The 24557-nt window shown below is 74.2% G+C and carries 24 protein-coding genes; 12 read left to right on the top strand and 12 right to left on the bottom strand.

Going from position 1 to position 24557, the window contains the following annotated elements; genetic code table 11:
- The first annotated feature begins 255 nt into the window (after positions 1–255).
- Positions 256–885, top strand: coding sequence for a hypothetical protein (locus DCS98_RS23035; protein ID WP_164704556.1), 630 nt, complete (start codon positions 256–258; stop codon positions 883–885).
- 52 nt (positions 886–937) lie between these two features.
- On the opposite strand, the gene DCS98_RS13455 is transcribed toward DCS98_RS23035, so the two are convergent.
- Positions 938–1501, bottom strand: a complete 564-nt coding sequence (locus tag DCS98_RS13455; protein WP_116451856.1) for a hypothetical protein — start codon at positions 1499–1501, stop codon at positions 938–940.
- 105 nt (positions 1502–1606) lie between these two features.
- On the opposite strand from DCS98_RS13455, the gene DCS98_RS13450 reads away from it, so the two are divergent.
- Complete coding sequence (locus DCS98_RS13450) at positions 1607–3916, top strand: MMPL family transporter (protein ID WP_241037921.1); 2310 nt, start codon at positions 1607–1609, stop codon at positions 3914–3916.
- Positions 3913–4677, top strand: a complete 765-nt coding sequence (locus tag DCS98_RS13445; protein ID WP_164704555.1) for an LmeA family phospholipid-binding protein — start codon at positions 3913–3915, stop codon at positions 4675–4677. The genes DCS98_RS13450 and DCS98_RS13445 overlap by 4 nt, the downstream gene beginning before the upstream one ends.
- A gap of 278 nt (positions 4678–4955) precedes the next feature.
- On the opposite strand, the gene DCS98_RS13440 is transcribed toward DCS98_RS13445, so the two are convergent.
- From DCS98_RS13440 to DCS98_RS13415, 6 genes are all read right to left on the bottom strand, one after another.
- Positions 4956–5735: a hypothetical protein gene (locus tag DCS98_RS13440; RefSeq protein ID WP_164704554.1), complete on the bottom strand. Its 780-nt coding sequence runs from the start codon at positions 5733–5735 to the stop codon at positions 4956–4958.
- A 274-nt stretch (positions 5736–6009) separates the two neighbouring features.
- The gene (locus tag DCS98_RS13435; protein ID WP_116451853.1) at positions 6010–6948 is read right to left on the bottom strand and encodes an alpha/beta fold hydrolase; all 939 of its coding nucleotides are present in this window, start codon (positions 6946–6948) and stop codon (positions 6010–6012) included.
- 140 nt (positions 6949–7088) lie between these two features.
- Positions 7089–7970: a metallophosphoesterase gene (locus DCS98_RS13430; RefSeq protein ID WP_116451852.1), complete on the bottom strand. Its 882-nt coding sequence runs from the start codon at positions 7968–7970 to the stop codon at positions 7089–7091.
- A complete protein-coding gene (locus tag DCS98_RS13425; protein WP_116451851.1) occupies positions 7967–8974 on the bottom strand; it encodes an alpha/beta fold hydrolase in 1008 nt (335 codons plus the stop codon). Before DCS98_RS13425 ends, DCS98_RS13430 begins: the two co-directional genes overlap by 4 nt.
- Entirely contained in the window at positions 8971–10473 is a 1503-nt protein-coding gene (locus tag DCS98_RS13420; RefSeq protein WP_116451850.1) for a phosphatase PAP2 family protein, read from the bottom strand. The genes DCS98_RS13425 and DCS98_RS13420 overlap by 4 nt, the downstream gene beginning before the upstream one ends.
- Positions 10474–10582: 109 nt before the next feature.
- Complete coding sequence (locus DCS98_RS13415; protein ID WP_116451849.1) at positions 10583–11716, bottom strand: FUSC family protein; 1134 nt, start codon at positions 11714–11716, stop codon at positions 10583–10585.
- Positions 11717–12116: 400 nt separating this feature from the next.
- On the opposite strand from DCS98_RS13415, the gene DCS98_RS13410 reads away from it, so the two are divergent.
- The 9 genes from DCS98_RS13410 (at position 12117) to DCS98_RS23920 (ending at position 19788) form a co-directional block, all read left to right on the top strand.
- Positions 12117–13088 carry a YihY/virulence factor BrkB family protein gene (locus DCS98_RS13410; protein ID WP_206340251.1) on the top strand — a complete coding sequence of 324 codons (972 nt, stop codon included), beginning with the start codon at positions 12117–12119 and terminating at the stop codon, positions 13086–13088.
- 183 nt (positions 13089–13271) lie between these two features.
- On the top strand, positions 13272–13898 hold the full coding sequence (locus DCS98_RS13405; RefSeq protein ID WP_164704553.1) for an iron transporter: 627 nt from the start codon (positions 13272–13274) through the stop codon (positions 13896–13898).
- A 72-nt stretch (positions 13899–13970) separates the two neighbouring features.
- A complete protein-coding gene (locus DCS98_RS13400; protein WP_206340250.1) occupies positions 13971–14459 on the top strand; it encodes a nuclear transport factor 2 family protein in 489 nt (162 codons plus the stop codon).
- Positions 14452–15669: a phospholipase D-like domain-containing protein gene (locus DCS98_RS13395; RefSeq protein ID WP_116451846.1), complete on the top strand. Its 1218-nt coding sequence runs from the start codon at positions 14452–14454 to the stop codon at positions 15667–15669. The genes DCS98_RS13400 and DCS98_RS13395 overlap by 8 nt, the downstream gene beginning before the upstream one ends.
- A 211-nt stretch (positions 15670–15880) precedes the next feature.
- Positions 15881–16684 carry a TIGR02587 family membrane protein gene (locus DCS98_RS13390; protein WP_116451845.1) on the top strand — a complete coding sequence of 268 codons (804 nt, stop codon included), beginning with the start codon at positions 15881–15883 and terminating at the stop codon, positions 16682–16684.
- 13 nt (positions 16685–16697) lie between these two features.
- Positions 16698–17111 (top strand): hypothetical protein, encoded by a 414-nt coding sequence (locus DCS98_RS13385; RefSeq protein ID WP_116451844.1) that lies wholly within the window; start codon positions 16698–16700, stop codon positions 17109–17111.
- Positions 17112–17350: 239 nt separating this feature from the next.
- On the top strand, positions 17351–18925 hold the full coding sequence (locus DCS98_RS13380; RefSeq protein ID WP_206340249.1) for a molybdopterin-dependent oxidoreductase: 1575 nt from the start codon (positions 17351–17353) through the stop codon (positions 18923–18925).
- 222 nt (positions 18926–19147) lie between these two features.
- The gene (locus DCS98_RS23350; protein WP_206340248.1) at positions 19148–19570 is read left to right on the top strand and encodes a formate/nitrite transporter family protein; all 423 of its coding nucleotides are present in this window, start codon (positions 19148–19150) and stop codon (positions 19568–19570) included.
- Positions 19528–19788: a formate/nitrite transporter family protein gene (locus tag DCS98_RS23920; protein ID WP_277394612.1), complete on the top strand. Its 261-nt coding sequence runs from the start codon at positions 19528–19530 to the stop codon at positions 19786–19788. The genes DCS98_RS23350 and DCS98_RS23920 overlap by 43 nt, the downstream gene beginning before the upstream one ends.
- 95 nt (positions 19789–19883) lie before the next feature.
- Here DCS98_RS23920 and DCS98_RS23030 read toward each other — a convergent pair whose 3' ends face one another.
- From DCS98_RS23030 to DCS98_RS13350, 5 genes are all read right to left on the bottom strand, one after another.
- Complete coding sequence (locus tag DCS98_RS23030; RefSeq protein WP_164704552.1) at positions 19884–20315, bottom strand: hypothetical protein; 432 nt, start codon at positions 20313–20315, stop codon at positions 19884–19886.
- Entirely contained in the window at positions 20312–21280 is a 969-nt protein-coding gene (locus tag DCS98_RS13365; RefSeq protein WP_116451842.1) for a metallophosphoesterase family protein, read from the bottom strand. Before DCS98_RS13365 ends, DCS98_RS23030 begins: the two co-directional genes overlap by 4 nt.
- 93 nt (positions 21281–21373) lie before the next feature.
- Complete coding sequence (locus DCS98_RS13360; RefSeq protein WP_116451841.1) at positions 21374–21784, bottom strand: hypothetical protein; 411 nt, start codon at positions 21782–21784, stop codon at positions 21374–21376.
- A complete protein-coding gene (locus tag DCS98_RS13355; RefSeq protein WP_116451840.1) occupies positions 21781–22326 on the bottom strand; it encodes a hypothetical protein in 546 nt (181 codons plus the stop codon). Before DCS98_RS13355 ends, DCS98_RS13360 begins: the two co-directional genes overlap by 4 nt.
- Positions 22323–24386, bottom strand: a complete 2064-nt coding sequence (locus DCS98_RS13350) for a PEP/pyruvate-binding domain-containing protein (protein ID WP_116451839.1) — start codon at positions 24384–24386, stop codon at positions 22323–22325. Before DCS98_RS13350 ends, DCS98_RS13355 begins: the two co-directional genes overlap by 4 nt.
- Between the last annotated feature and the right edge of the window lie 171 nt (positions 24387–24557).

The following is a 24557-nucleotide window of genomic DNA, read 5'->3' as shown; positions in this document are numbered from 1 at the left end:
CCGTGCCGGTCCGCCCCCGCCGGCGCAGATGTCAGCCGATCGTCATGGACCGTGGTCGCCCGCCCCCGGTGACGACGTGCGGGCGCCGGCGGACCGACCTCCCCGCGGACGGGCCGGACGACGTCGGCGGGCGGCGTGTTGCGACTTGGTGTCGGAGCGCACGCAGTCGTGAGGCCGGCCGCCCGGACGGGCATCCGACCGGAGGAGGTGGACGATCACGGGCCTCCCACCCCGGGCAGCGACACGGAGGAGCGGATGAGCAGCACACGCAGGCGCCCCACCCGGATCCGGAGGGGGCCCGTAGCGGGGGTGGCGCTGGTCGTCACCCTGGGTGTCGCGGGCTGCAGCGGACCGGCCGCCGTCGATCCCTCCGCGCTCACGGCGGAGGACCTGGACGGGATCCGGGAGCAGGTGGACGCCCTGGAGGACCGGGTCACCGACGTGGAGGACCGGCTCTCCGCCCTCGAGGACCCACCGGACGACGGTGGTCCCGGGGGCCCGGGGGCGGAACCGGGCGTCCCGGGCGGTGACGACACGTTCTTCGGCGACCCCCGGTCCTTCCTCGGCCAGGAGATCGCGGTGCGCGGCGAGGTCACGGAGGTCCTGTCCTCCAGCGACGTCGCGAGCGCGTTCCGCGTGACCGGGGACGTCGGGGAGCCGGTCGCCGTCGTGTCGGCCACGCCGCCGCCGGGCGTGGCCACGGGGGATCTCGTCGAGGTGACCGGCACCGCTGTGGAGGTCGATCCCGACACCTTCGAGGCGGACTTCGGCATCGCGGCCGACGAGCTGTTCCCCTCTCCGGAGACGTGGCTGGCCCAGGCCGAGGGGGAGGTCGCCGTCGCCGCGACCCGGATCGAGGTCGGGGAGGCGCCGGCCGGCGACTGACGGGGACCCCGTGCGTCCGCCGCTGCCGAGCCCGTCACCGGTCCGGCCGTGGTCAGTCCGTCGGGGACGGGGTGGCTGCCGTCGGCCGGGGCGAGCTGGTGCCGCCGGGCGACGACTCCTCGTCCGACGGGTCGTCGACCGCAGTCACCCGGCACGCCGCCAGCCCCGTCTCCAGCTGCTGCTGCAGGGGCTGCAGTCGGCGGACCACCTCGTCCAGCTGCGCCGCGTCCAGCGCCGCCGCCGCCTGCCCCAGGTCGTCCATGGCCACGTACGCGTCCTGTGCGGCGTTGAAGGCGCGGAGGCAGGGTGCGTTGACCTGGAAGGGGCCGGGATCCTGGTCGAGGTCCACGTCGATCAGCGGGCCGTCCCCGGCGTCGGCGCCGGGCTGCCCGGCCGCCGGGAGCGGCGCGGAGTCGCTGAGCAGCCCGACCGTGACCGCTCCGAGGGTCAGGCCGAGGAGGAACACCACGGCGACGACGAGGCCGGTGCGGAAACCGGCGGCCGGGCCCCGGGGCGCGGGAGCCTCCGGAGCGCGAGAACCGGTGGACGCGTCGGCGGCCCCTGACCCCGCCGGCTGATCGGACTGCCCTGCGGTTCCCGGCCCGGCCTGGGTCATGGTGGACCTTTCCCGTGAGTTCTGGTGATCCGAGCTTTACCCGGCCCGTCCCGGCGGTATCCACCACCCAGCCGGCCGATCCGACGGCCGCGTCGGGAGGCGCTCGTGCCCCGAGGATCGGTGTTCCGCGCGATGGCGCGGGTGCCGGCGGCCCTGGGCCGGGGCCTGCGCACGGCCGTGGTGTCGGGCCGCTGGTTCGTGCTGGCGTTCTGGGTGGCGAGCGCGGTGCTCGCCGTGGTGGTCCCGAGCCCCTCGCAGGGGAGCACCAGCGGGGACATCGGCAGCCTCCTGCCACCCGGCAGCGACGCCGTCGCCGTCCAGGAACGCTCCCTGGACCACTTCGGCGTGCCGGTGCTCTCGGACACCTCGGTCGTGGTGCACGACCCGGACGGGCTGGACCTGCTGACGCGGGCCGACTCCACGCTGTGGGCGCTGGCCCACACGCAGGCCTACCTGGAGGGGCGCGTCCCGCCGGGCAGGGGACAGATCATCGGCGCCGTCCCGCTGCCGACCGGTTCCGCGGACACCGCGGTCACCTACCTCTACATCTCGCCCTACACCTCGCTCGAGAAGCGGGTGAACCTCAGCCAGCAGTACGCCGCCCACTTCACCAACCAGCCCGGGGTCGACGCCTACGTGACGGGCGTGCTGCCGGCGCAGGTCCAGCAGGTCCACTACCTGCAGGCGCACCTGCACACGTTCGAGATCGCCACGTTGGTCCTCATCACCGTGGTCGTCGCACTCGCCTTCCGCTCGGTGGTGGCCCCGCTGGTCGTGCTCTTCACCGTGGCCCTCGGCTACCTGGTGACGCTCCAGGTGCTCGACCGGCTGGCCGCCGCCCTGGGGTTCGCCCTGCCCGAGCAGCTGCGGCCACTGGTGGCCGCCCTGCTGATCGGGGTGGTCACCGACTACTGCGTCCTGTACTTCTCCGGGTTCCGCCGCGAGCTGGGCCGCGGCCTGGACCGCCGGGAGGCGGCCCGGAGGACCGTGCTCACCGAGGGGCCGATCGTCGCGGTCGCCGGTCTCACCGTCGCCGCCGGGTGCGCGGCGCTGCTCGTGGCCTCCTTCGAGCTGTTCCGGGCATTCGGTCCGGCGTTGGCCCTGACGGTCGTCGTCGGCATGCTCGTCTCCCTCACCCTGGTGCCCGCGCTCATGGCGATCTTCGGGCGACGGCTGTTCCTGACCATGGGTGGCGCGGAGCGTTCCGGCCCCAGCGGCCACGAGCCGAGCCTCGCGATCCGTTGGCTGGCCGACACGGTGTCGCGGCGCGGCGGCGCCGTCCTGGCGGTGCTGTTCAGCCTCGCCGTGCTGGTGCCTGCGGCGCTGCCCTTGCTGGCCATGCGCATCGACACGTCCTTCATCTCGGAGCTGCCGGCCGACGACCCGATCCGCGCAGGCGCCCGGGTGCTGGAGGACGCCGGCATCCGGGGTGCCGTCGCCCCCACCGAGGTGCTGGTCGAGGGGGACGGCGTGGCGGCGCAGCGGGGTGCGCTCGAGCGCCTGCAGGCGGCCATCTCCGAGCAGCCCGGTGTCGCCGACGTCATCGGCCCGGCGCAGAACCCCCTGAGCGACGGATTCGGCCTCGTCCTCGCCGAGGACGGTGACGCGGCACGGTTCATCGTGATCCTCGACAGCGACCCGCTCGGCGCCCCCGCGATCGCCGACCTGGACCGGTTCGACGACCGCATCGACGACCTGGCCGCGACGGCCGGGCTCGAGGACGCCACGGTGGCCGTCGGCGGCCAGACCGCCATCGCGGCCGAGCTGGCCGAGCTGACCCGCGAGAACCTCCGGACGATCCTGATCGCCGCCCTCGTCATCGAACTGGTCATCCTCTGCCTGTACCTGCGGGCGTTCCTGGCGCCGCTCCTACTGCTGATGTGCAGCGCGCTCGGGGTGGCGGCCGCGCTGGGTCTGGCCGTCGTCGTCTTCCAGGGCCTGCTCGGCAACCCCGGGCTGCTGTTCTTCGCGCCCTTCACCACCGCGGTGCTGCTGCTCGCGCTCGGCTCGGACTACAACGTCTTCGCCGTCGGAGCGATCTGGGAGCAGGCCGGCCGCCGGCCGCTGCGCGATGCCATCCGGGTCGCGATGCCGGCCAGCGCCCGCGCCATCAGCGCCGCCGGCCTCATCCTGGCCGCCACGTTCGCGATGGTCGCGATCATCCCGCTCGGCCTGTTCCGGCAGATCGCCTTCGTCATGGCCGTGGGTCTGCTGATCGACACCTTCCTCATCCGGCCGGTGCTGACGCCCGCCGTCCTGACGCTGCTCGGCCGGTGGGCCGGCTGGCCGGGGCGCCGGATCCGCACGTCACCCCGGCCCGACGATCTCCCGGAAGGTGCCCCGGCACCTCCGCGGGAGGAGCCGGAACCGGTCGGTGCCGGCCCGCTGGCCACCTCCGACGGGCGGGGCCGGTGACCGGGTCGGGGGCGACCGCGGTCGGCCGCCCGCGCGTGGGACGCCCGTGGCTCGTCGCGGTGCTGGTGGGCGTCGTCCTCGGAACGGGGCTGCTGCTCTGGGGCCTGGACCGGCTCGCCCGGCAGACGGTCCAGGCACTGATCGCCGAGACCCTGCAGGAGGCGACCGGCACCGTCGCGACCCCGACGGTGGAGGTCCAGGGCGGGCCGGTCCTGCTGCAGGCGCTGCGTGGCCGCTACGAGGAGGTGGAGGTGACCCTCGACGACGTGTCCAACGGGCCGCTGACCTTCGACCGGGTGGAAGCACAGCTGCACGGCGTCCACCTGTCGTTCCACGACCTGCTGGTCCGTGAGGCGGACGTCGTGGTGTTCGAGCGCAGCGCGGCGCAGGCGTGGCTGGGCTACGACGCGCTCGACCGCTACCTGCAGTTCACCGGGCGACCCATGACGGTGCTCCCCGAGGGGTCCGGAGCTGCCGACGAGGTGCGCCTCACCGCGACCGGGCAGCTGCTCGACCGCCGCTACCAGGCCTCGGCAACGGCGGTCGTCGAGCCCACGACCGGCGCGCTGGTCGTGCGCCCCACCGAGGTGCGGACCGAGCAGCAGCTCGACCGCTCCGCCGAGCTGCTGCTCGCCGAGCGCTTCCGCTTCCGGGTGCCGCTGGACCCGCTGCCCTTCGGCCAGGAGGCAGCGGACCTCGAACTGGGGGAGGAGGCGCTCACCGTCCGGACGGGGGGCTCCGGGGTCGTCCTCCGGGGCTGACCGGGCGGCGCGCCGGCAGAGGGGGCTCGACGCCGGGTCAGGACCCGAGCGGTGGAGTGCCGTGCGCGCGACCGGCAGGCAGACCATGAGGTCGGACGGCCGTCGTCACGACGTGGTGACCCGGGGCGGCGCAGGTCCTGCCCGCCGCGGGTGGGCCCGCGGCGGGCAGGACGGTGCGGCCGCCGGCTCCACCCGACGAGGTACTCCCCGCAGGGGCAGCTCCGGCGTCGGCGGACCCGAGAAGCGGAGACCCGGTACCACGACCAGCGTTCCTCACATCACGGGGCGACCGGTGCGGCGGACACCACGTTCTCGGCCACGACGACGAACCGCTGGTCGAAGTCGGCGTACAGCTCGTCGTCCAGGTCCAGGCCGAACTCCTCCTCGATCGTGGCGATGTCGAACTCCCGGATGGTCCCGCTGACCTGGACGTACTCGCCTTCGGCGACGGCGGCCTGCTGGGCGTCCAGCACCACGACGCTCCATCCGGCTCCGGCGACCTGGAAGGACACCGTGCTGATCACGTCCTGGACCTCGCCGGCGAAGGTCACCGGCTCTCCGGCCAGCGTGTCGACCTCGCTGGCGACGAGGACGCGTTCGCCCTCGAAGTCGACGAGCTCCTCGTCGTCCCAATCGATGCCGAACTCGTTCTCGATGTCGGGGAAGACCAGTGTGCCCACCGTCCCGGTCACCTGGAGGACGACGTCGTCCTCCACGAGACCGTCGACGAGCTCGAACCCCATGTCCTCGAAGGTCGGCCCGGCGCTGAGCACCAGGAGGTTCTCCTCCCCGATCCGGATGGCGCTCGGCGCCACGACCTCCTCGATCTCCGCGCTGACGGTGACCGTCTGTCCCGTCATCGGGTCGGCCAACGCCTCGTCGCCGTCCTCCGGCTCCTCGGCGACGTCCTCGACGTCGGTGCCCGTCTCGGGGCCCGCGCTGTCGTCCGAGCAGGCGGCCAGGCCGCCCATGCCGACGAAGGCAGCCAGCACGGCCGCTGCGGTCCGGCCCTTCCCGTTCGGACGGAACCCGGTGGATCGTCCTCCTGTGCTGCTCATGCTTCTCTCCTCTGCTCGAGAGCGGGCCGCGGTGCAGCGCCGCGTGTGCGGGACACCCCGAGGTCTGCCCCCGCGCTCGATCCGGACGCCGGATGCGGACCTTCTGACACGAGTCCGTAAGGGGCGGACTCCCCTCCACGGGACGGCGGGGGCAACCGGCCGGACCGCTGAGCAGGGATCTCCGCGGCCGGGGATCGGTGCGGGCGCCGGTCGGGGGCCGGGCACGGACGAGCCAGTTCCGTCACGGGAGTGCAACGCGGCCCGGCCGGAGCGGTCAACCGGTCGTCGGGACCCCACCCGTGACGGTCCCGTCCCCGTGCCGCTCCCGCGACCCGCTCGGACGGCCGGGCGGTGCGATCCGCTCCATCCACCGGCGTACCTGAGCGACCACGACATCCGGATGGGTGAGCGGGAGCATGTGGCCGGCGTCCGGAACGGTGACGAGCTCGCCGTCCGCCAGGACCGACAGGAGCTCGCGGATCTCCTCCGCCGGGACCTCCGGGTCGGCGCTGCCGTGGACCAGGAGCGTCGGGGAACGGAGCGCCGGGGCCAGCTCGACGCCGTCGTGGCTCAGGCTGGCCATCGTCGTCCCGGAGAGGGCGCGCGGCCGGCTGCCCAGGAAGCTGTCGCGGACCTGGGCGACGAACTGCTCGGGCTCACCCGGTGCGAAGGCGGCCCGGCGGACCAGTCGGTCGGAGAGGGTCTCCACGGGCTCGACCAGTCGGCCGACCCGGACGCCGCCCCGGAGCGCGTTCCACCACCACCACCGCAGCGTCTGCTGCAGCCACCCCGGCAGGTGACGCGCGGCCAGTCCCGGCGCGGTGACGCCCGAGCCGCCGGAGCCCACGAACACGGCCCCGGCGACCCGGTCGTCGGGGGCGGCATCGACGTGGGTCAGGAGGATGCCGCCACCGAGGCTGTGCACGACGACCACGACCGGGCCGCCGTCGGGTGCCACGTGGGTGAGGACGGCATCGAGGTCCCGGGCGTGCGCACCCAAGGTGTAGTCACCGGAGCGGGCGTCCCCGCTCTGGGCGTGGCCACGCAGGTCGTAGGCGGTGACCCGGTACCGGTCCGACAGCCGCTGCGGAACCGTGCCCCAGGATTCGGCGGAGAGCCCCAGCCCGTGCACGAGCAGCAGCCGTGGTGCGTCCGTCGGCCCCCACTCGCCGAGCGCCAAGCGGGTGCCGTCTGAAGAAGTCACGTCGGTCATGCAGGTGGGCTACCCGCGGGTCCGGCGGATCGGTGCGGCGGGCGGCGTTGTCCGAGGAATGTCATGCGGGCCGCCCGACGGGGCCGGGGCCGCGACGCGGGCCGCCGGCGGGTGGACCCCGTTCCACCGGCCGCCAGGCCTCAGTTCTCCGGCTGCAGCGTGAAGAAGGCGACCTGGGGAGCGGCGTTGATCCGGATCGGTGCGACGCTGAACCCGATGCCGCAGGTGACGAACATCCGGTTGCCCTCGGCCCCGTACCCCTCCGGAGCCCAGCCGTCGGCGACGATCCGCTCCTCGCTGGTCAGTGCCAGGTACGCCCAGTCCGGGGTGCCGGGAAGGGCCACCTGGCCGCAGTGCGTGTGCCCGGCCAGTGCGAGCGGCGCGGTGCCGGCCGGCAGCTGGTCGAAGACGGTGGGGTTGTGCATCAGCACCACGCGGGGCGCGGTGTCCGGGACGTCGGCCAGGGCGGCGTCGACGTCGACCCGGTTGGGGAGGTCCGGACCGATGCCGACCACGTGGAGCTGCTCGGCAGGGTCGTCGACCGGACCGGGCACCGGGACGGCGGTGTTGCTCAGCACCGGGATGCCGGCGTCCTCCAGCGCGGTGGTCAGCTCCTCGGCGGCGCCGACCTTGTAGTCGTGGTTGCCGAGCACGGCGTAGGTGGGGATGCCCGAGTCGATCAGCGGACCGATCAGCTCCAGCAGCGTGTCGATCTGCGTCTGCACGGTGGGGTCGCTGCTGTAGACGAAGTCCCCGCCCAGCAGCACCACGTCCGGATCGGCCTCCAGGGTGGCCTCCACGGCGCGCTCCACCATGCCGTGGTTGGCGAACCACATCCCCAACTGCAGATCGGAGAGGACGGCGACCTCCGTGCCGGCCAGCTCGTCCCCGAGCTGCGGCAGGGCGACCTCGGCGTGCTCCTCGTCGAGGATCACCCGCGGCTCGATCAGCACGCCGTAGGCCAGCAGCAGGACGAGAAGAGTCCCGAGCGCGAGTCCGATGCGGGGGAGCAGGCGCCTCACGATGTCGTCCTTCCGTCGGTGCCCGTCCGGACGTCGGCGAGCAGGTCCCGCAGCGCGGCGTCGACCGCGGCGGCGTGGGTCACGGTGACCATGTGGCCGGCGCCGGGCACGACCACCAGCCGGGTGCGCCCGCCGATGCGCTCGGCGAGCCGGCGGGCGGAACGCGGGGGGATCGTCGAGTCGTCGCTGCCCGCCAGCACCACCACGGGCACGTCCTCCAGCGGCCCCACTGCAGCACGGGCGTCGTAGCCGGCGAGGCTCGGGAGATAGGCCGACATCACCGCGGCGGGGGTGCGCTCCCACATGTCCTGGGTCGCGGACATGACCTGGTCGGTCGGAGCGCCGCCGAACAGACGCCGGCGCAGCAACCGGCGCCCGATGTGCGTGCGGAAGGGGTGCACGGCCTGTACCAGCGGGGCGGCGAGCCACACGACCCAGGCGCCGGCCGTGGACAGGGCGGTACGGATCCGCAGGGTCACGCCGGAACTCCGCTCGCCCGCGGTCAGCGGTGCCGCCCTGGTGGACAGCAGCGCGACACCGGCGATCCGGTCACCGAGGAGTTCCGGCCGCAGGCGGGCGAGCTCCAGTACGGCCATGCCACCCATCGAGTGGCCGACCACGACGACCGGCCCCTGACCGCCCTGGGCGTCGACGACCTGCCCGAGATCCAGTCCCAGTCGCTCGACCGTGGCGGCGCGGAAGCCGGCCCAGCCACTGTCTCCGTGGCCGCGCTGGTCGTAGCGGACGAGGCGGACCTCGTCACGCAGGGCCTTCCACTGCGGGTCGAACACCGACCCGCGAGCAGCGAATCCGTGCGAGAAGACGACGGTCAGCGGAGCACCGGGCGGGCCTGCCACCTCCACGTGCAGCCTGATGCCGTCGTCGGTCCGCACGGACGGCGGGACCCCGTCGAGCTGCTCCGACAGCAGTCGCGCACGGACCAGCCGCGCTGCCAGTCCGGTGATCAGCGCTGCCCCGACCGGCCAGGCGACCCTGCCGCTCACCGGTGCGCCACTACCGGTGCGTCATGCGTGCGACCGACGGTGGGCTCGATGCCGGCGCGAGGACCGTGGCCGGGGCGCGGCAGGAGCACCCGGGCACAGGTGCAGACCCACGACCCGCCGAGCAGCAGGCCGGCGAGCACGTCGGTCGGGTAGTGGGCAGCGACGTAGATCCGGGAGACACCGATCGCCGGGGCGAGCAGCAGGGGCAGCGCGAGGACCGCCCATCGCCACCGGCTGCCGTGGTAGGCGATGACGAGCGCGGCCGCGGCACCGTAGAGCGCGGCGGCGGCCGCGGCGTGGCCCGAGGGCCAGCTCGCGGCGCTCGGCAGCCCCGAGGTCAGGTCCGCCACGGCGGGCCTCATCCGGCTGACGACCTGAGCGCTGAGGAAGTACAGCGCCACCTCGCCGACCAGGGTGACGGCGACGAAGATCGCCGGCCGCCACCTGGCGGCCACCGCCACTCCCAGGACGGCGAGCGCGAGCCCGACGCCGATCACCGCCCGCGTACCGGACAGGACGGAGACCCACTCCATGGCCGTGGTGAGGCCGTCGTCGCGGACCTCGACGAACCAGCGGACGACGCCGCGGTCGAACCGGCCGAGCCACGTGTCGGTGAGGACCGCGGTGGCGACCAGGCCGAGCGCGGTGATGACGGCGAAGACGGCGGCGGCGGCGGCGAGCAGCCGCAGCGAGACCGACCGTGCCCGGGAGCCGTCCCGCCCAGCCGCGGACGCCAGGTGCGGTTCTTCTCCCGGGTCGACGTCCAGCGGGTCGAGGGGCTCGTCGGGATCCACCCCGAGGCGGTGCTGCCAACCGCGGAACGTCGCGGTGGTGACGGCGAGCCAGCCGGCTCCCAGGGCCCAGCCCGCGAGCACGTCGGAGACGAAGTGCACCCCGAGTGCCAGCCGGGTGAACCCGACGGCGACCACGAGGAGCACGGTGCCGGCCACGAGCCAGGGGCGCACCGATCGGCGGACCGCGGGCAACGTGAGCAGCAGGAGCACGCCCCAGGTCACCAGCGCGGTCATCGCGTGACCGCTGGGGAAGCTGGCGTTCGACGGTGTCTCGACCACCGGCGAGTCCACGACCGGTCGGGCCCTGTCGACGATCGCCTTGGTCAGCGGGCCGAGCACGGCCAGTCCCAGACCTGTGGTGGCGACGAAGGCCGCCAGCCGTCGCTGCCCTCGGATGAGGAGGAACAGCGTGGCGAGGACGAGGAGGAGGACCGCGGTCCCGGTCCCGCCCAGGTCGGTCACGGCCCGGAGCGCGCCCACCACGAGCGGCGAGCCGCTCACGACGGAGTTCAGCCCCGCCGCCACGTCGCCGTCGAGCGCGGACAGCGGCGACCAGGACCGCTGGACGAGCAGCCACAGGAGCAGGAAGGGCACGGCGCCGAGGAGCACCGCCAGCCAGCCGAGGGCGGACCGCGCCTCGAACCGGCCGATCCCCGAGGTGCTCGCGGGGTTCTCGGGCGTACCGGGGGCAGGGGAGGATGGCATCCTCCTGGCGCTACCCTCGGCCACGCACGCCACGAACTCCTGACGGCCTTACGGTCCGGTGACATCGGCGCGGGCGAGCATCGCCGTTCGACCCCGTGCGGCGGTGGTGTCACCGTGCGGCCGGCTGGAGACCGTCGTCCTCCGACTGCAGGGTGCGCAGCGATCGGCGGATGTCCTCGACGACGCTGCTCACGACGAGGTGGTCGTCCTCCGTCGTGGCCGGTGTCCGACGTACCTCCGCGACGAGAGTCCGTACCGCCTCCCGCGCCCGGTCGACGGCGGCCGGATCGGCCGTCTGCCCGTGCAGTGTGCGCAGGACGCCGGCCACGCCGTCCAGCGCGGCCGCCACGGGCGCGCGCAGGGACGGCCCGAGCGTGCTGTCGTGCCCGTCGGCGGGAGCTCTCTCCGTGAGCAGCTGCGTGGTGCTCGTGACCAGGAAGGCCAGCCGCTGCAGTGCCTGGGCCTGCCGGTGCTGCCGCTCCAGGGAGCCTCGGAATCTGCTCGCGATGCGGTTGCCTCTCCGTGCCTCCTCCACCTGGTGCACCGCATCACGCGCCTGGGCGACGACGACGTCGATGGTGTGGCCGCGGGGGCGCACATCGTCGGGAAGCGGTGCGCCCTCCCGCCGGAGCTCGGCACCGAGGTCTTCCAGCTGGTCGGCGAGGGTTCCCCGGAGCCGGTCCAGGGCCGCCTTCGCCGACGCCAACGGCAGCGGCGGGAACGCCGTGACCAGTGCCAGCCCGACCAGGGCCCCGGCGAGGGTGAGCCCAGCGAAGCCGGCCACGTAGTCGAGCGGGTGCTGGTCACCCAGGAGCAGCACGAAGAGCGCCGACGTGGGCAGCCACCCGGCTCCGCTGCCCAGCCGCTTCCATCCGCCGAGCAGCACGCCGATGCCCACGACGGCGGCGACGGTGCCCAGGTTCCGGCCCAGGAGCTGCTCGATCGCGAGTGCCACCCCGGCGCCGATCGTGATGGCGGCGACCGTCTGCCATGACTGCCGCATCGAGCCCGCGACCGTCGTGGACGTGGCGATCACCGCGCCGAGGGGGGCGTAGTAGGGGTAGTCCGCAGCGAATCCCGGAAGGGCGGTCACGAGCCCCCAGGAGACGGAGGCCGCCGTCGCGGCCCTGACGGCCAGGCCGAACCGGGGGTTCGCCGTCAGCGTCTGCGCAGTGTGCCGCAGCCACCGCGCGGGCCGCTCAGCGCGTCGAGGTCGCTCCCGGGCGTCGTCGTCCGTCGTCATGCGTCCGTGCCGGGCCGCGCGACACCCACCCGTCATCCGACGGACGCCGCCACTGCGCGGCGGCGCCCGGGTGGGTCGGTGCGCACGCAGCCGAGGCGTCTCCCTCCACCGCTGGGCGCCGCGAGGCGACCGCTTCTCCCGTCCCGTGCCTGCTGCCCTGGGCGGGCGCCGGGATCCGGGCTGCCCCCCGATCGTCACGGAACCGTCATCGGTCCTGCTCGGGCCCTCTCCGCCGTCCGCTCCCTCCCAGGACGTCGGATCGTCCGGCCGAGACTCCCAGTGCGGCGGCGACCACCGCGGCGTGCTGCAATCCGGTCATGTCCGGCTTGCAGGGACGTTCCCGAGAATCCTGTGCCTCCGGCGCCACCGGCATCGGTCGACGACGAGGGGTGCCGCTCCGGTGACCACTGACGGCGGCCGGGACCGGGGTGGCGCCTCCGGCACGGTTCCCCGTGTGCCCGAGGGTGGCGGGCTGCCCCGCGGCGACCTGACGGCACGCGACGCCGTCCGCGCGGTCCGTGCGGCCACGTGGTCCTTCTGGCAGCAGGCGTTCGCCCGGTTCCGCTACGGCGACGGGTTCTCCCATTCCCGCGCGCTCGCCCTGCAGCTCACCCTCGCCTTCGTCCCGCTGGTGATCGCCGCCGTCGGTCTCAGCGGGGCCCTGGCGACCGACGACCTGGGCCGGGTGCTCCGCGCGACGATCATCGGCGTGAGCCCGGGTGGGTCGGGAACGCTGGTCCGGGACACCCTGGAACGGGGGGAGGGCGCCACGGCGGCGCTCTGGTTCGGACTCGCCTTCGCGCTCGCGACCCTGACCACCGCCATGGGTCAGATCGAACGCGGGGCCAACCGCATCTACGGGATCGCCCGGGACCGGCCCAGCGGGCACAAGTACGGCCGCGCGCTGGGGATGGCGTTCCTCGCCGGCCTGCCCGCGATGGCCGGGTCGGGCGTGCTCCTCGCCGGCGCTGCCTTCGGTGACGCCGTGGAGGAGGTCTACGGCTGGGACGACGACGCGGTCATGGCCGCCGCGGTGCCTCTGGGCGTCCTCATGGTGCTCTGCGCGGTGCTGGGGATGCTCCGGCTCGCACCTCGGCGTCGTCAGCCCGGGTGGGCCTGGCTGGCTCTCGGCACGGCGGTCACGGCGTCGCTGTGGCTGACCTTCACCGCATCGCTCGCGGCCTACGTCCAGCTCTCCGCCGCGTTCGGGATCGTCTACGGGCCGCTGACCGGCGTCATCGCGCTCCTGCTGTGGACGCAGCTGACCTCGGTGGCGATCCTCATCGGGTTCGCCGTGACCGCACAGCTCGAGGCACGGCATGCCGGCATCGAGCGCGGCGCGGCACCGGATCCGGAGCGGGCGGGCACCTGAGCTTCGCGCGGCGTCCGGCAGCACCCGGTGCCCTGCCACGGACGTTGCGCGGGTACGGGACGCCGTCCCGGGTCCCTCGGCGGTCCCTGTGTCATTGATGTGACAGCGCCGGTGCGGTCGTTTCCGGACAGCGCCCCGGGGCAGCGGATCCGGGACCGACCGCCGATCGAGAGGAGTCAGCCCGTGGCCGCAGGACGTGCTGTCGAGGACCGGACGACGCCGGCGGCGGTGCCGCCCATGGACGAGAGCAACGAGGCGGAACCCGGCCAGCTGGACACGGCGAGGCAGCAGGGGGACGCCTACGGCGCGGCTCTGCACGCCATGCAGGAGGAGGACGGCGCGGCCGTCACCGAGGCGGGCAACTTCGTCGTGGCCCTCGTCAACGAGCAGGCCGAGGGCATGTACGCCCGCGACGGCGACGACGGTCTGGTCTGGCGGGAGGCGCCGGAGGAGGCCAACGCCCACATCGAGGTGGCCGTGGCCGATCTCGCCGACGGCCGGTTCGTCCCGGGCCTGGACGTGACGGTCACCGTCCGGGACGGCGACCGCGAGCTCTTCAGCGAGCAGGCGCCGTTCCTGTGGCATCCCTTCCTGCACCACTACGGGTTCAACGCGAAGGTGCCGGGGGAGGGGCCGTTCACGGTCTCCGTGCACATCGAGCCGCCGTCGTGGATGCGGCACGACCCCCGCAACGGCAAGCGCTACGCCGATCCGGTCGACGTCGTCTTCGCGGACGTGGGGTTCGAACCGGGCCGCAAGCCGAGCCCCGACGCCGGCCCGCGCGGTCCCGAGACGCCGTACGCGGGCTGACGCCGCGGGTCCCGGCGTGCCGGGCCCTGTCGACCGGTCAGCTGTGCGACGGAGATGAGGAGGAGATCCGGCGTGACGACGAGAAGCCCCGCCGACGGCGACCGGGCAGCGCTGGCTGCCCGGACCAGCGAGGAGGTGCTGGCCGACCACCTGCGGCTGCGCCGTTCAGGCGATCTGGAGGCCGACCTGCGCCGGAACTACGACCCGCAACTGGTGGTCCTGACCGCCCGCGAGGTGTTCCGGGGACACGACGGTCTGCGGGCGTCGGCGCACCGACTGTGGAAGGCCCTCGGCGACGGAAGCTCCTACCGCTACACCTACGCGCTGGCCGACGACCGCATGGCGTTGCTCGAGTGGAGCGGGAGCGACGAGGACGTCCGGGTGCGGTGCGGCGTCGACTCCTACCTCATCGAGGAGGGGTGGATCCGCGTGCAGACCATCCACTACCGGGTGGAGGACGTCGCGCTGTCCACCGACGGCGATCTGCTCGCCGGCACACCGCACCCCGGTGTGCACCGCGTCGACGACCCGGACCGGAAGTCCGAACTGACCGATGGCTGAGTGCGTCGTCGCGACCACGGGATGTCGTCCGGTCCTGGAGGCGCTGGTCGGGGTGCCGTTCACCGAAGGCAACCGGATCGACGTCCTGAAGAACGGGGCGCAGACCTTCCCGGCGCTGCTGGCCGCCGTCTCCGCTGCCCGCCGGACGGTCGACCTGCTCTGGTTCGCCTGGGAGGGGGGTGCCGTCGCCGGGCAGGTCGCCGACGCCCTCGCCGAGCGGGCTGCCGCGGGCGTCCGCGTGCGGATCGTGCTGGACGACTTCGGCGGGCGGCACATCCGGCAGGCCGACCTGCGGCGCCTGCGGGGGGCCGGCTGCACCGTCGTCTTCTACCGGCCGGTGCCCAGCATGCGGCCGACGGTCTGGAACTTGCGCACGCACCGCCGGGTCCTGGTGTGCGACGACACGGTGGCCTTCACGGGCGGGACCGGCATCGACCGGATGTGGTCCGGGCGCGGCGACCGGCCGGGGGACTGGCGCGACACCGCGTTCCGGGTCCAGGGGCCCGCGGTCGCCGGCCTGCGCGCGGCCTTCGTCTCGTCCTGGATGCAGGCCGCCGTCCGGCTGCGCGGCGACCTGGTGTCCGACCGCGACGAGTTCCCCCCGCTGGAAGCCGCCGGGAACTCCGCCGTCCAGGTGCTCCACCCACCGTCGCAGCCGGGGTGGAACGAGGCGGCTGTCGCCATCGCCGTGCTCCTGCACACCGCCCGCGGCACCGTGCGGATCACCACTCCGTACGCGCGCCTCCCCGGGTGGCTGCTGGACCTCGTGGGGGACACGGCCGGGCGCGGTGTCCGGATCCAGCTGCTGGTCTCCGGTCCGCACGTCGCACGGCCGGGCGTGCACCTGCAGGGCGAGACGCAGTTCCAGACACTGCTCGACGCCGGTGTCGAGATCTGGCGTTACCAGCCCGCACTCCTGCACGCCAAGGTCGTCACGGTCGACGGCGCGGTCGCGATGGTGGGGACGACCAACGTCGACACCCGTTCGCTGGCGCTGAACGAACAGGTGAGCCTCATGATCGAGGACCGCGCCGTCGTCGCCGTCCTCGACGCCCACTTCGACGACGACCTGGCCGCGAGCGAACGCGTGCTGCCGGAGGCATGGCGCGCGCGGGGCGTCCGCCGCCGGGCCCTGGAGACGGCTGCCGAGCTGGTGGGCCGGCCGCTGCGCGGGTGGGGTGCCCTGGGGCTGGCCGGCCGTGTCCCGTGACCGGCCCCGCCTCTGCCGGGAACGAGGACGACGCCCTCCAGGGGCACGGGGATGCGCACCGGGCCCCGCTCCCTGCGCGGCCCGCGGGTCCCCCCGGCCCGATCCGGGGACCGCGGCGACGGAGGACACCGGTCGTACCAGGACGTCGTGGTCCGGCGTCGACGACGGCAGGGCCTGACCACCGTGCGTGACGGGAACCGACAGGAGCGCGATGCCGCATCCGATCGAGGCGCGCCCACTGCTCACGGGGTTCGGCCGTGCCGTCGGTGGAGCCCTGCTGTTCGCCACGCCGGTCCTGATGACCATGGAGGTGTGGCGGCTGGGTCTGTCCCTCGACCGGTACCGCCTGGCCGCCCTCGTGGTGGGGACGGTCCTGCTGGTGATCGGGCTCGCCCGTCACCTCGGCGGCCCGGTGGACAGCGGGTGGCGCGGCGGCCTGGCGGACGCCGGTGTGGCGTTCCTCGCCGCAGCGGTCGCCGCGGCCGTGATCCTCACCGCCCTCGGCGTGCTCGACTGGCTGCGCGACTGGCGCGATGCCACGTCCGTCCTGGGCCTGGAAATGCTCCCCGCGGCCGTCGGGGCCTCGTACGCCCGGGCCCAGCTGGGGGAGCGCAGCGTGTCGCCGGCCAGGTCCGGGTACGGCCACGAGGTCTTCCTCATGGTGGCCGGGGCGGTGGTCTTCGCGGCCAACCTGGCGCCGACGGAGGAGATCGTCCTCCTGGCGGCGTGGATCACCGCGTGGCACGCGCTGGCGATCGTCGGGATCAGCCTCGGGCTCATGCACGCCTTCGTCTACGAGGTCGGCTTCGGCGGGCAGGAGGACGACGAGGGGCCGGTCCGGGCCTTCGCGACCTTCACCGTCGTCGGCTACGCGCTCGCGGTCGGCGTCTCGGCGTACCTGCTGTGGACGCTCGGACGCTTCGACGACACCGGACTGGTCATGGTGGTGACCGAGTCGGTCGTCCTGGCGCTGCCGGCGAGTCTGGGCGCTGCCGCAGCCCGGCTCATCCTGTGACGAGAGGAATCCCATGCCCCCGTCCGACGAGGACGCCCAGGACCAGGCACCAGGCAGTACGTCAGCGGGGGAGTACGCCCTGGGCGGGCTGGGCGGACTGCTGGTGCTCCTGCTCATCGCGTTCCTGGGCTACCAGCCCGTCGCCGTCCGCGAGAGCGGCCCGGAGCTGGCCGTCGAGATCACCGGGGTCGAGCAGGTGGGCGCCGGGTACGAGGTGCACCTGCGGGTGAGCAACGACGGCGGCACGACGGCCGAGTCGGTCCTGCTCGGCGGTCAGCTGGCCCGCGACGGGCAGCAGGTCGAGCGGGCCTCGGCCACCATCGCCTACGTCCCGCCGGAGAGCCGGCGCGACGCGGTGCTGGTCTTCTCGACCGATCCGCACGACGGTGACCTCACCGTCGGCCCGGAGGGCTACCGGGTCGCCTGACGCGGCGACCGGGCCGGTGATCACGGATCCGCGTGCGTTCCAGCCGGAGGGCCCTCACCCGGATGCCGGCGGCCCCGGCGAGCGGTGTCCTGCCCACCGGCGGCCGTTGTCGTCGACGTGCATGACGATCCCGCGTCAATCCGACGGTGCCAGTGTCGTGGCGCCGGCCGTCGGACACCGCGACCGGTGTGACGGACAGAGATGAGCGGCCGCGCCGGCAATCCCGAGACCCTCGACCGGTGCGCCGCGGCGCCGGGTCGCTCGCGGGGATCGCTGCGGTGGCGGCGGCTCTGGGCACGGCAGAGCTGGTCGCCGGCGTGTTCGATCGGGTGCCGTCCCTGGTCATCGCCGTGGGCGACGCCGTGGTCGACAGCGTCCCGGGCTGGCTGGAGCGGGCCGCCATCGCCACCCTCGGCACCGCCGACAAGCCGGTGCTGATCGGCGGGATCCTGCTGGTCTCCACCCTGCTCGGCGCCGCCCTCGGCCTGCTCGCACGGCGCTGGTTCCTCCCGGCGGCCGCGGGGTTCGTCGCCTTCGCCGCCCTCGGCGTCGCGGCCGCGCCGGCCGACCCCCGGAGCACGGTCCTCGGGGCGCTGCTCGTCGGCACGGTCGGCGCGGCGGTCGGTGTCGGCGTGCTCCTCGTGCTGATCCGCGCGGCTCGGGCCGACCACGCGGCGGGAGCGACACCGCGGGCCGCGCAGGCCGGAGCGCACGGTGCGGGCACGGCCCGACCGGTCATGGCGGAGCCGTCGGACCGGCGGCGCTTCCTCGTCCTCGCCGGTGGCACGACCGCGCTCGCCGTGCTGGCCGGCGTCGGAGGCTTCCTGCTCTCCGGGCGCGAGCGGCTGGGCGAGCTGCGCGCGGCCATCCGGCTGCCGGCTCCGTTCCGGCGGGCCGGCCCCGTACCCGCCGGGGCCGACCTCGAGATCCCGGGCCTGACACCGCTCTTCACGCCGAACGAGGAGTTCTACCGGATCGACACGGCCCTGCGGGTCCCGATCGTCGAGCCGGACGGCTGGCAGCTCGAGGTCCGCGGCATGGTCGACGAGCCGTTCACCCTGACCTACGCCGAACTGATGGAGCTGCCCCAGATCGAGGCCGACATCACCCTGGCGTGCGTCTCCAACGAGGTGGGTGGTGACCTGGTCGGCAACGCCCGCTGGCAGGGCGTCCCGCTCCGCGCCCTCCTCGACCGGGCCGGGCTGCAGGAGGGCGCGACCCAGCTCGTCGGCAGGTCCGTCGACGGCTTCACGGCCGGCTTCCCCGTGCTGACCGCACTGGACGTGGAGGAGGCGATGGTCGCCGTCGCCATGAACGGCGAGCCGCTCCCCGCCGAACACGGATTCCCCGCCCGGCTGGTGGTCCCCGGGCTCTACGGCTACGTCTCGGCGACCAAGTGGCTGGAGGCGATCGAGCTCACCGACTGGGACGTCGACGGCTACTGGATCCCGCGCGGCTGGGCCAAGGAGGGGCCGATCAAGACGCAGGCCCGGATCGACGTGCCCAGGTCCGGGACGACGGTCGCGGCCGGACGGCAGCCGGTCGCGGGCGTCGCGTGGGCACCGACGCGGGGCATCGAGGGGGTGGAGGTGCGCATCGACGACGGCCCGTGGCAACCGGCGGAGCTGGCCGAACGCCTCGACGTCGACTGCTGGCGGCAGTGGTACCTGCCCTGGGACGCGACACCGGGCCGGCACACGGTCGCGGCACGTGCGACCGACGGACTCGGCGAGGTGCAGACCGACGAACGCACCCCGGTGGCCCCCGACGGCGCCTCGGGATACCCGGTGATCGAGGTGGTGGTCGAGGCGTGAGCGGCGCCGGTCCCACCGGCGGTCGCATCGGCGCGGTCGCCGGGGGTCCCGCCGGCCGGTCGCCGGTGAGGGGGACGACGTGAGCGTCGCCCCCGACCCCGACCAGATCTACGAGCGCGCCATCGCGGAGGGCGAACGCCGGCTGTCCCTCTCGGTCCTCGACCAGGTCTCCACCGGCTTCATCGCGGGCGTGACCATCATCTTCGCCTCGTCGCCCTCGGCGTGGTCGATGCTCTCGTCGCGCCCCGGTTCGGTGCGGGCGTCGGGAGCCTGGCCGGTGCGCTGGCCTTCGCCATCGGCGTGGTGTTCCTCGTGGTGGGGCGGTCGGAGCTGTTCACGGAGAACTTCTTCGACCCCGTCGCGGCCGCCATCCAGCGCCCCGGCCGCCGGCCCTGGACGAGGCTCCTGCGGCTCTGGGGAGTCACCCTGGTGCTCAACCTCGTCGGGGGCGCCTTGCTGGTCGCGCTGCTGACCGTGGACGGAGCACTGCCGACGGGGGCGGCCGACACGTTGTCCCGGCTGGCGGAGGAGATCGCGAGCAAGGGGCGGCCACGCTGGTACGCGCGATCCTGGCCGGGGCCCTCCTCACCCTGCTCTCGTACATGCTCAACGCGGTCGACACCGTCACGGCACGGATCCTCGTGACCTACATGGTCGGCTTCTTCCTGGCTCTGGGCCCCTTCGACCACGTCGTGGTGTCCGCGTTGCACCTGCTGTTCGGCATCTGGCTGGACGGCGCGGCCGGCTACGCGGCCCTGGGCACCAACGTCGTGCTGTCCACGGTCGGCAATCTCGTCGGCGGGGTGCTGCTCATCACCTCCACCCACACCGCCCAGGTGAAGAGCAGCCGATCCGGTGCCTGACTCCCCGGTCGGCGTCACACCGGCCGTCGGTCGCCGGGGTCGGACGGCAGGCCCCGGGCCGGACGGCGCCCCGGGCCCGGTGCCTCCCCGAATCCCTATCTCGCCAGCCAGCGGAGGACGCCGCGGTGGGACGCTTCGCCGAGGGCCACGGCCGCCAGCTGTGATCCGGCCCAGACGACGGGCACCCGCCAGCCGGCATCGGCGTCGAGCGCGGCAAGACCTGTGGTGGCGTGCAGGACGACGGTCGGCAGGGCCGACGCGGCTCCCGCCAGCACGCCGAAGGAGATGAGTGCGGCGATCGCGACGTCGATCCGTGGGCGCTCCCTGGTCGCCGGGGGGCGCACCCGGCGCCAGGCCAGGAGGGCCGCCGGGACACCCACGGCCACGCTGGCCCCGACGAGGTCCACCTCCTCCCGGGTCGGCAGACCACCCCGTTCACCCGCCTGCCCGATGACCAGCGCCGGGGCCACGACCGCGCCGAGCACGAGGGCCGAGTAGCCCAGGGCCAGGGTGCGGGGGAGGGTCATCGCCCTTCGCGGGCGCGCAGCTCGAACCGGTCGAGCACCCTGCCGTCAGCGCGGATCGACCGCCCCGTGAGCCGGTCGTCGACGACGTCGACGTGCAGGTACTGCAGCGCCGACGCCGCGGCCGCGGTGAAGCGGCTGCGACCCACGGGAGTGGTCTTGCACCCCCCGCCGCTGACGACGTAGGTCACGCCGTCCTGGGGTCGCGTGCGCTCGTAGTGGTGGTCGTGCCCGGAGAGGACGAGGTCCACCTTCCGCCGGCCGAGCAGCGGTTCGAGCACCTCGTCCGCGCCCGGCGTCGAACCGTGCGAGCCGGACGAGTACACCGGGTGGTGCATGCACACGACCTTCCACTGGTTCGTGGAACTGGCCAGGGCGTCGTCGAGCCACTCCAGCTGCTCGGAGGAGTCATCTCCGAAGAGGCCGGGCGTGCTGGAGTCGAGGTAGAAGAAGTCGACCGGCCCGTGGCTGCTCGTGTAGTGGCGTGCGGGGGTGCCCAGGAGGCGCAGCTCGGCGTCGATCTCCGCCAGGCTCGCATCGCTGTGGTGCAGGTCGCCGTCGTGGTTGCCGATGGCGAGCTCGAAACGCACACCGGCGTCGATGAGCGGACGCATCGGCCGGGTGAAGACGTCGTCGAAACGGTCCTCGACGCTCCCGTAGTAGCAGAGGTCGCCCAGGTGGGTCACGAGCCCGTACGGCGCCCGGCGGTAGCCCTCCGCCATCCGGTTGGCCACGGCCATGGCCTGGCGGCCGCCGCTGCCGGTGTCACCGACAGCCGCGAAGCTGAGCCGGTCGGCCGCGCTCGTCCAGGCGGCTTCCTGCAGGGCCAGCCGGGGTGCGAGCCCGGGGACCAGGTCCTCGCGGCCGAGCAGCGGCCAGAGCTGGCTGGTCACTCCGGAGCCGGCTGCCAGCGTCCCGGCAGCGCCGAGCGCGGCAGCGAGCAGTTGCCGTCGGTTCAGTTCCGGCACGATCCCCGTCCACCTCCGGTGTGTACGCCGGTCCGGTCGTCTCCTGCCCGGTGCAACACGGGCGAGGTGCTGCTCGTTCCGACCACCCCGCGCTCAGGGCCGGCCACCGGCGTCGTCCCGGCCGCCGGGGCTGATGGTCCTCAACTCCCGGACGTCGAGCAGCAGGTGCTGGACCCGCAGGTCGCGCAGGCAACCCCCGAGCTCCCGCCGGTCGAACTCGTCGAGCCCCGGTCGGAGCCGGAACGCGAAGACCCCCTCGCCTCGCTGGACGAAGGAGTCCTCCACCACGTCGGCGTTGACCAGCAACCGGCAGGCGCTGACCAGGCCCCGGGTCATCTCCTCCTGGACGGCAGGGTCCTCCCGCACCGTCGATGCGGCCACCACGACATCGGTGTAGGAGCCCTCGGGCTGGGCGACCTCGACGGTCATGAGCTCCGCCCGCAGCAGCAGGACACCCGCGACCGCGAGGGCCACCGCGACGAGACCGACGACGGCGCGCGTCACGGCCGCGTCCCTGCGGCGGCCGGACCCAGCAGCACGCGCAGCGCGGCGTCGTCGGCGAAGTCGTCGCCGCAGGCCAGCAGCTCCGCGTCGGTCGGGACCAGGGGGGCGGTCGGGAAGGCGATGCCTCCCAGATCGGTCGCGAGCTGCTCCTCCACCCCGGACCGGGCGGAGCTGCCGGCGACCCGCTCGATCAGCCAGGCGATCCCGGAGACCACGAACCCGCCGCCCAGGAGGACCGGGATGAAGATGTGGCTGCGGTCGAACGCCTCCGGCCGCAGCCAGGGGAACGGCGTGGTCTCCACCGGCGCGGCGCGCAGCCGCTCGAGTGCTCCGGGCGGGCGGTCGTCGCGTGTCGTCGCACGTGCGGCCGACGACGCGACCCGCCGCAGCACGAGGGCGGTGCACAACCCGACGAGGGTCGCCAGGAACAGGATCCCGACGAGGAGCGCACGGTGCCACTCCCAGCGGTAGATGTAGACGAAGAGGTACCCGCCGCACGCGAGCAACGCGACGGTGGCGACGATCCAGCTCAGCTTCTTCACGACGTCTCCTCCTCGACGGCACCGGTGGCGCCGTCCACCCGGACGACGGTTCCTTCGGCGAAGGCGTCCACGGCGCCCGCGAAGCCCACGACGGTCGGGACACCGGACTCCCGCGCCAGGATCGCCAGGTGGGCGAGGACGCTGCCGGTCTCGGCGACCAGCCCGGCCAGCCGCGGCAGCACCGGCGCCAGCGACGGGTCCAGCGTGCGGACGACCAGCACGGCGCCCGCCGGGGGGTCGTCCCCGTGGTCCACGGGACCGCTGCCGGTTCCGCCGCCGGCTCCGGTGCCGCCGCCGGTGCCGCCCACGGCGATGGGCCGCCCGGTGTCGCCCATCCGGAACCGGGCGGGCAGCGGCTCCTCCGGCTCGACGAACTCCGGGCGCAGCTCCCGGTCGCCGTCGTGGATCCCCGCGCCCAGGTCGGTCAACCGGAGCCCACGGACGTCCTCGGCGCGGGGCAGCCGGCCGGCCCTCGTGAGCCGCTCACCGAGCGTCCAGGCGACGCGGGCGGTCACCTCCTGCAGCCACCGGGCCCGCAGGCGCAGCGCCTCGCGCAGCAGTCCGGCGTCACCGTCGTCGCCCGGCGGCGGGCTCTCCGGCGCCTCGACCTCGGGTGGCAGTTGCGGGAAGCGGCAGATGCCGGGCGCCGCGAGGGCCAGCACGACCGGGTTCGTGGCGACGATCTCGGCGTCGGGCAGGCCCGCCTGCCGCGACCGGGCCAGTGCCCGCATCGCCGCGCTCACGCCGGTGAGCCGGGGTGCCTCGGGGTCCACGAGCATGCCCATGAGGACCTCGTGCGCGTGCACCGAGACCAGGGCGGGACCGACGCGGTGCAGGACCGCCACGAGCTGCCGGTCGGTGAGCGTCGAGAGCACCGGGACGCCGGCGAGCACGTGGTCGGCGGAGGCCAGCACGTCCTGGGCGAGTGCGGGGAGCGCCGAGCGCAGCCGGCCGACCCGCCAGGACGCCCGCAACCGCCGGAGCCGCGGCCGGGGATCGAGCCGGTCCCGCAGCCGCGGGGTGTCCTGTCGCGGTTCCAGCAGGTCCAGGTCGACGGCGACCCGGCCACCGAGCACGGTGACCACCGGGGACGCGTCCACCGCCGTGGCGTCGGCGGTACCGGCGAGGAGCAGGGCCTGCCGGATCGCCTCGCGCAGGGGGGTCACCCACAGGTCGGCCTCCAGCGGCTGGAGCGGCTCCGGAAACGTCTCGGCCACCGGACCGGGGCCGAGGACCGGTCCGAGCGGTCGTCCTCGTGGTTCGGCGGTGACCGGTCTGCTCTGCAGGAGCCGCAGCCGCCCCTCCTCGTCGAAGGCCCACTCGACGTCCTGGGGGCCGCCGAACACCTCCGCCGTCCGTTCGGCCAGCCGGGCCAGCGCCCGGAGCTGCGGGCGGCGCAGCCGGACGCCGCCGTCGCCGCGCGTGACGCCGGTGCGCCGGCCGGTCCGGTCGAGCTCGTACCGGTCCCCGTCCACCTCGCCGGTCACGAGGCGGTCGGGGCCGCCCTCGACGGCGGCGACCACGAGCCGGTCCTCGCGCCCCGACACCGGGTCGATCCCGAACAGGACCCCGCCGCTGCGGGCGACCAGCAGCGGCTGCACCAGGACGGCGAGCGGCTCCCGGCCGGTCAAGGTCCCCGATCCCGCGGCGGCCTCGTGCCGGGAGGCCACGACGACGTCCACCGCGCGGCGGAACTCCTCCGGTCCGGTCACCCCCACGACCGACTCGAACCGTCCGGCCATCGAGGAGTCGCCGAGGTCCTCGACCGTCGAGCTGCTGCGGACCACGAGCGCCCGGCGGCCGTCCTCGGAGAGCTCCCGCCAGGCGGTCAGCACGTCGTCGGCCAGTGGCTCGCCGGCCGCGATGCGCTCGACGGCTGCGGTGCTGATCACGAAGCCGGGGACGGTCGGCAGGCCGTGCCGGTACGCCGTGGCGAGGGCGGCCGCCTTCGCCCCGCTGGTGCCCTGGTGCATGGCCGTCTCGTCGTCCAGCGCGACGACAGGCGGCTCGGCGAGGACGGGTGAGGTCGGGGATCCGTCGTCGGTCGAGGCAGCGTGCATGGTCCCGTGGGTTGCCACGTGTGACGCTGGCGAGGCGTCGCCGGGGCTTCTGTCAGGAGACTGTCATGAGGGCGTTTCCCGTCGTCGTGACACCACAGGCATGTCGAACCGATGTGTTGCGACCCGTTGACAGGTGTCTGCCGATGCTCCTCGAGGACTGACGTGGACCCG

The organism is Blastococcus litoris (assembly GCF_003075095.1).
GTDB lineage: Bacteria > Actinomycetota > Actinomycetes > Mycobacteriales > Geodermatophilaceae > Blastococcus_B > Blastococcus_B litoris.
Note: the sequence above shows the minus strand (reverse complement) of the source record. Positions and strands in the feature narration are given on the sequence as shown.

Bases quoted from the DNA above. Each gene is read 5' to 3' on its own strand.
- DCS98_RS13350 (WP_116451839.1), bottom strand. From the start codon at position 24,386: ATGCACGCTGCCTCGACCGACGACGGATCCCCGACCTCACCCGTCCTC.
- DCS98_RS13420 (WP_116451850.1), bottom strand. From the start codon at position 10,473: ATGCCATCCTCCCCTGCCCCCGGTACGCCCGAGAACCCCGCGAGCACC.
- DCS98_RS13385 (WP_116451844.1), top strand. From the start codon at position 16,698: ATGCCCCCGTCCGACGAGGACGCCCAGGACCAGGCACCAGGCAGTACG.
- DCS98_RS13415 (WP_116451849.1), bottom strand. From the start codon at position 11,716: ATGACGACGGACGACGACGCCCGGGAGCGACCTCGACGCGCTGAGCGG.
- DCS98_RS23920 (WP_277394612.1), top strand. From the start codon at position 19,528: ATGCTCAACGCGGTCGACACCGTCACGGCACGGATCCTCGTGACCTAC.
- DCS98_RS13435 (WP_116451853.1), bottom strand. From the start codon at position 6,948: ATGACCGACGTGACTTCTTCAGACGGCACCCGCTTGGCGCTCGGCGAG.
- DCS98_RS23035 (WP_164704556.1), top strand. From the start codon at position 256: ATGAGCAGCACACGCAGGCGCCCCACCCGGATCCGGAGGGGGCCCGTA.
- DCS98_RS13395 (WP_116451846.1), top strand. From the start codon at position 14,452: ATGGCTGAGTGCGTCGTCGCGACCACGGGATGTCGTCCGGTCCTGGAG.
- DCS98_RS13455 (WP_116451856.1), bottom strand. From the start codon at position 1,501: ATGACCCAGGCCGGGCCGGGAACCGCAGGGCAGTCCGATCAGCCGGCG.
- DCS98_RS13390 (WP_116451845.1), top strand. From the start codon at position 15,881: ATGCCGCATCCGATCGAGGCGCGCCCACTGCTCACGGGGTTCGGCCGT.
- DCS98_RS23030 (WP_164704552.1), bottom strand. From the start codon at position 20,315: ATGACCCTCCCCCGCACCCTGGCCCTGGGCTACTCGGCCCTCGTGCTC.
- DCS98_RS13440 (WP_164704554.1), bottom strand. From the start codon at position 5,735: ATGAGCAGCACAGGAGGACGATCCACCGGGTTCCGTCCGAACGGGAAG.